1 protein-coding gene is annotated in these 1,189 nt (G+C 48.6%); it reads left to right on the top strand.

All coding sequences use genetic code 11. The features are described 5' to 3' along the window. The first annotated feature begins 61 nt into the window (after positions 1-61). A protein-coding gene (locus ACKQAD_RS20230) for an IS3 family transposase (protein WP_409161752.1) occupies positions 62-1,173 on the top strand; the annotation gives its coding sequence in 2 pieces (ribosomal slippage) (positions 62-323 and positions 323-1,173; 1,113 coding nt in all). Positions 1,174-1,189: the final 16 nt, after the last annotated feature.

Genomic DNA, 1,189 nt, shown 5'->3' on the forward strand with positions numbered 1-1,189 from the left:
CGAACCATTCACTTTTAGAGATCTTCCGACATACTGATTATGTCCCTGTGAGGAGATCGCCATGCGTAAAGCCCGATTTACTGAACACCAGATCATCGCTGTTTTGAAGTCTGTCGAAGCCGGCAGAACAGTAAAAGATGTCTGCCGCGAAGCGGGAATATCTGAAGCCTCGTACTACAACTGGAAAGCAAAGTTTGGTGGTATGGAAGCCTCTGATATCAAAAAGATGAAAGATCTTGAGGACGAAAACCGGCGCCTGAAACAGATGTTTGCCGACTTAAGTCTGGAGTGCCGGGCACTCAAAGATGTTATTGAAAAAAAGCTTTAAAACCAGCGATAAAGCGTGAGCTCGTCAGTTATCTGACCACACAGTTTACGATGAGCATCCGCCAGGCATGCAGGACGTTATCGTTGAGCAGGACGGTTTATTTTTATCAGCCTGACACCCGGCGTGATGAGTCGGTCATTCAGGCACTGACTGAAATGGCGGAACGCTATCCGCGATACGGCTTCAAGAAGTTGTTCCAGAAGCTACGCAGGCAGGGACATGCGTGGAACCATAAACGCGTTCATCGTATTTATTGCTTACTGAAACTGAATTTTCGTCGTAAAGGAAAGCAACGTTTGCCCATGCGTAACCCAGCACCGCTGGTGACGCCGGAACACCTGAATCAGAGCTGGTCAGTCGATTTTATGCATGATGCACTGGTGTGTGGCAGGCGTTTTCGCACGTTCAACGTGGTGGATGATTTTAATCGAGAAGTGCTGGCGATAGAAATTGACCTGAATATCCCGGCTCAACGCGTTGTTCGTGTGTTGGACAGGATAGTGGCGAACCGAGGATATCCGCTAAAGATGCGGATGGATAACGGTCCAGAGCTGGTGTCGCTGACGCTGGCACAATGGGCGGAAGAGCATGGTGTAGCTCTGGAATTTATTAAGCCGGGCAAGCCAACACAGAATGCCTTTATCGAGCGTTTTAACCGGACGTATCGAACAGAAGTACTGGATTTTTACCAGTTCAGAACACTGAATGAGGTCAGGGAAATTACGGAGCGCTGGCTGCATGAATATAACAGCGAGCGTCCCCATGAATCGCTGAATAATCTGACGCCGGAGGAATATCGGCTGATGGCTGAAAACCCGGAAATCTCAAAAAGTGTGTGGAACTAAAACGGGTGCGCTTACA

It is taken from the genome of Pectobacterium artocarpous (assembly GCF_046159765.1).
In the GTDB taxonomy this organism is placed as follows: Bacteria; Pseudomonadota; Gammaproteobacteria; order Enterobacterales; family Enterobacteriaceae; genus Pectobacterium.